Source organism: Kribbella sp. NPDC026596 (genome assembly GCF_040638415.1).
GTDB lineage: Bacteria > Actinomycetota > Actinomycetes > Propionibacteriales > Kribbellaceae > Kribbella.
In genome coordinates this window covers 1-5,442 of sequence record NZ_JBEZYF010000142.1, presented here as the reverse complement: position 1 = coordinate 5,442, position 5,442 = coordinate 1, and the positions used below count along the sequence as shown (strand labels likewise).

General features: G+C 68.4%; 5 protein-coding genes. 4 read left to right on the top strand and 1 reads right to left on the bottom strand.

Going from position 1 to position 5,442, the window contains the following annotated elements:
* Nucleotides 1–94 precede the first annotated feature (94 nt).
* Nucleotides 95–631 (top strand): GNAT family N-acetyltransferase, encoded by a 537-nt coding sequence (locus AB0E63_RS46120; protein ID WP_360381165.1) that lies wholly within the window; start codon nt 95–97, stop codon nt 629–631.
* 8 nt (nt 632–639) lie between these two features.
* Here the strand turns inward: AB0E63_RS46120 and AB0E63_RS46115 are convergent, their stop codons facing one another.
* Complete coding sequence (locus AB0E63_RS46115; protein WP_360381163.1) at nt 640–1,269, bottom strand: WHG domain-containing protein; 630 nt, start codon at nt 1,267–1,269, stop codon at nt 640–642.
* Nucleotides 1,270–1,344: 75 nt separating this feature from the next.
* Here AB0E63_RS46115 and AB0E63_RS46110 point away from each other — a divergent pair, with 75 nt between their 5' ends.
* From AB0E63_RS46110 to clpB, 3 genes are all read left to right on the top strand, one after another.
* The gene (locus tag AB0E63_RS46110) at nt 1,345–2,190 is read left to right on the top strand and encodes an alpha/beta hydrolase (RefSeq protein WP_360381160.1); all 846 of its coding nucleotides are present in this window, start codon (nt 1,345–1,347) and stop codon (nt 2,188–2,190) included.
* Nucleotides 2,187–2,723, top strand: coding sequence for a carbonic anhydrase (locus AB0E63_RS46105; RefSeq protein WP_360381157.1), 537 nt, complete (start codon nt 2,187–2,189; stop codon nt 2,721–2,723). Before AB0E63_RS46110 ends, AB0E63_RS46105 begins: the two co-directional genes overlap by 4 nt.
* Before the next feature lie 100 nt (nt 2,724–2,823).
* Nucleotides 2,824–5,406 (top strand): ATP-dependent chaperone ClpB, encoded by a 2,583-nt coding sequence (gene clpB / locus AB0E63_RS46100; protein ID WP_360381168.1) that lies wholly within the window; start codon nt 2,824–2,826, stop codon nt 5,404–5,406.
* The last annotated feature ends 36 nt before the right edge of the window (nt 5,407–5,442 follow it).

The following is a 5,442-nucleotide window of genomic DNA, read 5'->3' as shown; positions in this document are numbered from 1 at the left end:
CTCGCTCTGACCCGGCAGCCCCGTGATCGCCTCGGCGATCCGGGGCTGTCGGCGTTTCTGTTGTATCCGGCGCAGGACCGCCTACGCTGGCGAGGTGACACTCAGTCTGCAGACAGACCGGCTGCTCATCCGGGACTGGGAAGAAGACGACGCCGACGCCGCGCTGGAGATCTATGGCTCGGCCGATGTGGCGCCCTGGCTGTCGCCGGCGGTCGAACAGGTCCCTGACACGACCAGCATGCGGCTCCTGCTGCAGTCCTGGATCGAGGCCCAGCCGAACTTCGTCGTTCCCGCGGGCCGGTGGGCCGTCACCCGTCGCGACGACGGTGAGCTGGTCGGCGCGCTGATGATCCGCCTGCTCCCGCCGTACGAGGAGGATCTGGAGATCGGCTGGCAGTTGCGGCCGAGCGCCTGGGGCCACGGGTACGCGACCGAGGCCAGCCGTGAGCTGATGCGCTGGGCGTTCAAGGAGGGCGCGGTCGACGAACTGTTTGCCGTCGCCCGCCCGAACAACAAGCGCGCGATCGCCACGGCCCGCCGGCTCGGCATGCAGTGGGTCGGCGAGACCGACAAGTACTACGACCTCAACCTGCAGGTCTACCGGATCCGCGGCTCCGAGTTCAGCACCTGAACCAGCACTCAGGTCAGGCCGCCGGCGATGAAGGCGAGTGTGAGCTGCTCGAATCGTCGGCGGGTCGTGTCGGGGACGTCGCGCAAGGGGCCTTGTCCGGCAAGCACGGCAAATCCGTGCACCGTCGACCAGATCGGGTACTCGATGCCGTCCCGGCGTCCGGGCTCGAGCACACCGGCGACGACCAGCTCGTCGAGCACGGCCCGCAACTGTCCCAGCGGTGACAGGTCCCGTCCGGTCCCGTCGAGCGCAGCGGCGTACTCATGCTGCTGCGGTACGGCGAAAGCCGTTGCGAACAGCCCCGGTTCCTCGCGAGCGAACTCCAGGTAAGCAGAACCGATCGCGCCCAAACGGCGACCGGCGGCTGCGGCATCGCCATGCTTGCCGCGCACCCGGGCGACGCCGGCCGCCATCCGGTCGGACAGCTCGCGCATGGCCGCGGCGCAGACCGCGGCCAGCAACTCGTCGCGATCGGCGAAATGCCGGTAGGCGGCGTTGGGTACGACGCCGACCAGGCGGGTCGCCTCCCGCAGCAGCACCGCTTCCGGGCCGCCCGTCCGCGCCAGCTCCAGCCCCGCGGCGACCAGGCCGTCGCGGACCGCGCCACGCGCCCGCCGCCGTGTCACCTCCGGTGTCATAGGCAACAGACTAACAAGTGGACACTGTCCACTAAGTGTGTAATGTGGACAGTGTCCACTAAATGAGGAGGAGCAATGGATCACAACGACGCGGCGGCGCGGCCGCGGGAGCGCGTGCTGGTGACAGCGGAGCAGTGGTACGCCGGCGGAGAGCGGATTCCCTACGACCCGGATTCCGCCCGGGTGCTGCCCGGAGGCCCGATCCGGGTCTTTCAGCGTCTCGTCGGCGCAGATCCGGGCGTCGACGCAACCTGGCTCACGATGCTGCCCGGATTCCCGGACGGCTCGTACGGCTGGGCGCAGGTCGACGGGATGCTAGGTGACGACCTCGGTCCACGGCTGTACGTCGAGCCGGTCGGGCAGGGGGACTCGGATGCGCCGCGCAAGTACCGGTACTCCACGATGGAGCGCGCCGACCTGGTCGAGGCATTGTGGCGTCATCACGGCGTACGCCGAACCGTCGTCGTCACCTTCGACTACACGTCGCTGGCGTTGCTCGAACTGCTGCGCCGCAAGGCGTTCAACGCGGCGATGCTGGGGGCGCGCTTGTACTCGCGGAACTACACGCCCAGCGAGGAGGAGCTCGCCGAACTGCGGTCGGCGATCATCCGCCGAGACGGTGCGTTGTTCCTCCATGAAGCAGCGGGGTTCGTCAAGGAACACCGCCGCCATGCCCAACGCTGGGATCTCGCCGCTGCCGCCCGTGACCTGCCGGACGTCGCCATCTACGTCGGGGGCAGCGATGAAGACCCGTACGAGCATCGCCAGGTCGACGCAGCCAGGGCTCGCGTGCCTGGCGCCGACGTACTGACGTTTCCTGGCGGTCACCTGACCACGAGCGAGCACCCGGACCTGCTCGCCGCCGCAATCCGGGACATCGCCTCCCGTCATGGCGTCGGGCCTTCGAAGGAGCGCCGATGACCAAGCTGATTCCCTTGCTCGAGCGCAACGAGCAGTTCGCCCGTACGTACTCGCCGGCGACGCTCGGCCTGCCCGCCGTACCGGTGATCGTCGTCACCTGCCTCGACCACCGGGTCGATCCCGCGATCGTCCTCGGACTTCAACTCGGCGACGCGCCGGTCATCCGCAATGCCGGTGGGCGCGTCACGCCTGCCGTCGTCGACGACGTCGCCTATCTCTCGTTCCTCGCCGAGCAGTGGAGCGGCGGGGCGGACACGCTCTTCGAGGTCGCGGTCATTCATCACACGCAATGCGGCACCGGCCTCCTGGCCGACCCTGGGTTCCGCCAACGAGTCGCCGAGGCGACCGGCCTCGCCGAGGTGGCGCTGGAGGCGTCCGCGGTCGCCGACCCGCACATCACCGTCAAAACCGACGTCGAGCGGCTACTGAACTCCCCGTTGCTGTCACCCAAAGTGAGCGTATCGGGACACGTGTACGACATCGCCACCGGATGCGTCGTCACGACCGTCGATGCGAGCTACCCGCAACCCTGAAAAGTCCCCAGGTTTTGGCAGAGTTGAGTGGAATGGACTCAAGTTTGGATAGGTTGTATCCAGTGACTGTTGTTACGTGAGCTCGAAAGGCTGGAACCAGATGGACGTTCAGCGGTTGACGACGCTGGCCCGGGAAACCCTGTCGGTCGCGATCCGTCAGACCTCCGCGGCGGGCAACCCGACCGTGGAGCCCGTTCACCTGCTGTCCGCGCTGTTCGCGCAGCCCGAGGGGACCACGATCAGTCTCCTCGAGGCCGCGGGCGGTGACGTCGACGCCGTACGCCGCAAGACCGCCGAGCAGCTCGCTCGGCTGCCGAAGGCGAGTGGCGGCAGCGTGCAGGCGCCGAGCCTGTCGCCGAAGACCGGCGACGTGCTGAACCAGGCAGAGCAGCGGGCCCTCGGGCTCGGGGACGAGTACGTCTCCACCGAGCACCTGCTGATTTCACTCGCCACCGTCGAGGGCGCTGCCAAGACCGCGCTCGGCGTGACGCCGGACGCGCTGCTGAAGGCGTTCGACGAGATGCGCGGCAACCGCCGGATCACCTCTCCGGAGGCCGAGGGCACCACCAAGACGCTGGAGAAGTACGGCGTCGACCTGACCGAGCGGGCCAAGGACGGCAAGCTCGACCCGGTGATCGGGCGTGACTCCGAGATCCGCCGGGTGGTCCAGGTGCTCTCCCGCCGTACCAAGAACAACCCGGTCCTGATCGGTGAGCCCGGCGTCGGCAAGACCGCCGTCGTGGAAGGGCTGGCCCAGCGGATCGTGGCCGGTGACGTGCCCGAGTCGCTGCGTGGCCGCCGGCTGATCAGCCTCGACCTTGGTGCGATGGTCGCGGGTGCGAAGTACCGCGGTGAGTTCGAGGAGCGGCTGAAGGCAGTGCTGACCGAGATCAAGGAGTCGGACGGTCAGATCATCACCTTCATCGACGAGCTGCACACTGTCGTCGGCGCCGGTGCGACCGGTGACGGTTCGATGGATGCCGGCAACATGCTGAAGCCGATGCTGGCTCGTGGTGAGCTGCGAATGATCGGCGCCACCACCCTCGACGAGTACCGGACCCGCATCGAGAAGGACCCGGCGCTGGAGCGACGCTTCCAGCAGGTGTTCGTCGGCGAGCCGTCGGTCGAGGACTCGATCGCCATCCTGCGCGGTCTGAAGGAGCGCTACGAGGCTCACCACAAGGTCGCGATCTCGGACTCCGCTCTGGTCGCCGCGGCGACGCTGTCACACCGCTACATCAGCGGCCGCCAGCTGCCTGACAAGGCGATCGATCTGGTCGACGAGGCCGCGTCCCGGCTGCGGATGGAGATCGACTCGTCCCCGGTCGAGATCGACTCGCTCCGCCGTACCGTCGACCGGCTGAAGATGGAGGAGCTCGCGCTCGCCCGCGAGGAGGACGCCTCCAGCCAGGAACGGCTCGAGCGCTTGCGCGCCGACCTCGCCGACCGCGAGGAGGAGCTGCGCGCGCTGGAATCGCGGTGGGAGAAGGAGAAGTCCGGCCTGAACCGGGTCGGTGAGATCAAGGAGCGGATCGACGAGCTGCGCGGCCGGGCCGAGCGGGCCCAGCGCGAGGGTGACTTCGAGACCGCGTCCCGCATTCTGTACGGCGAGATCCCGGAGCTGACCAAGGAGCTCGAGGAAGCCTCCGCCGAGCCCGAGGTGACCGACGGCCCGGACGCGATGGTCAACGAGGAGGTCGGTCCGACCGAGATCGCCGAGGTGATCGCGATGTGGACCGGCATCCCGACCGGCCGGCTGCTCGAGGGCGAGACCGGCAAGCTGCTCCGGATGGAGGACGAACTGGGTCGCCGGCTGATCGGTCAGCGCGAGGCGGTCCAGGCCGTGAGTGACGCCGTACGGCGTGCTCGGGCCGGCATCTCCGACCCGGACCGGCCGACTGGTTCGTTCCTGTTCCTCGGTCCGACCGGTGTCGGCAAGACCGAGCTGGCCAAAGCGCTGGCCGACTTCCTGTTCGACGACGAGCGGGCGATGGTCCGCATCGACATGTCGGAGTACAGCGAGAAGCACAGCGTCGCGCGGCTCGTCGGTGCCCCGCCCGGGTACGTCGGGTACGAAGAGGGTGGCCAGCTCACCGAGGCTGTCCGCCGCCGGCCGTACTCGGTGATCCTGCTCGACGAGGTCGAGAAGGCGCACCCCGAGGTCTTCGACATCCTGCTGCAGGTGCTGGACGACGGTCGGCTGACCGACGGCCAGGGCCGTACGGTCGACTTCCGCAACGTGATCCTGATCCTCACCAGCAACCTGGGGTCGGCCTACCTGGCCGACATGTCGCTGGACGACAAGGCCAAGCGTGACCAGGTGATGGCCGTGGTGCGGCAGTCGTTCAAGCCGGAGTTCATCAACCGGCTCGACGAGATCGTGCTGTTCGACGCTCTGGGCAGTGAGGAGCTGACGCAGATCGTCGCGCTGCAGATCGCCGCGCTGCAGCGGCGGCTGACCGACCGCCGGATCACGCTGGAGGTCGACGAAGGCGCGATGGAGTGGCTCGCCATGACCGGCTACGACCCGGTCTACGGCGCCCGGCCGCTCCGCCGCCTGGTCCAGTCCGCGATCGGCGACGAGCTCGCCCGAGGCATCCTCAACGGGACCATCCGGGATGGCGAAACCGTCCAGGTGACACTCAGCGAGGCCAAGGACACCCTCGAGGTTGCCCCCGCCTGACATCGTTCAGCCGGGCCCGGTTTCTTCAACCGGGCC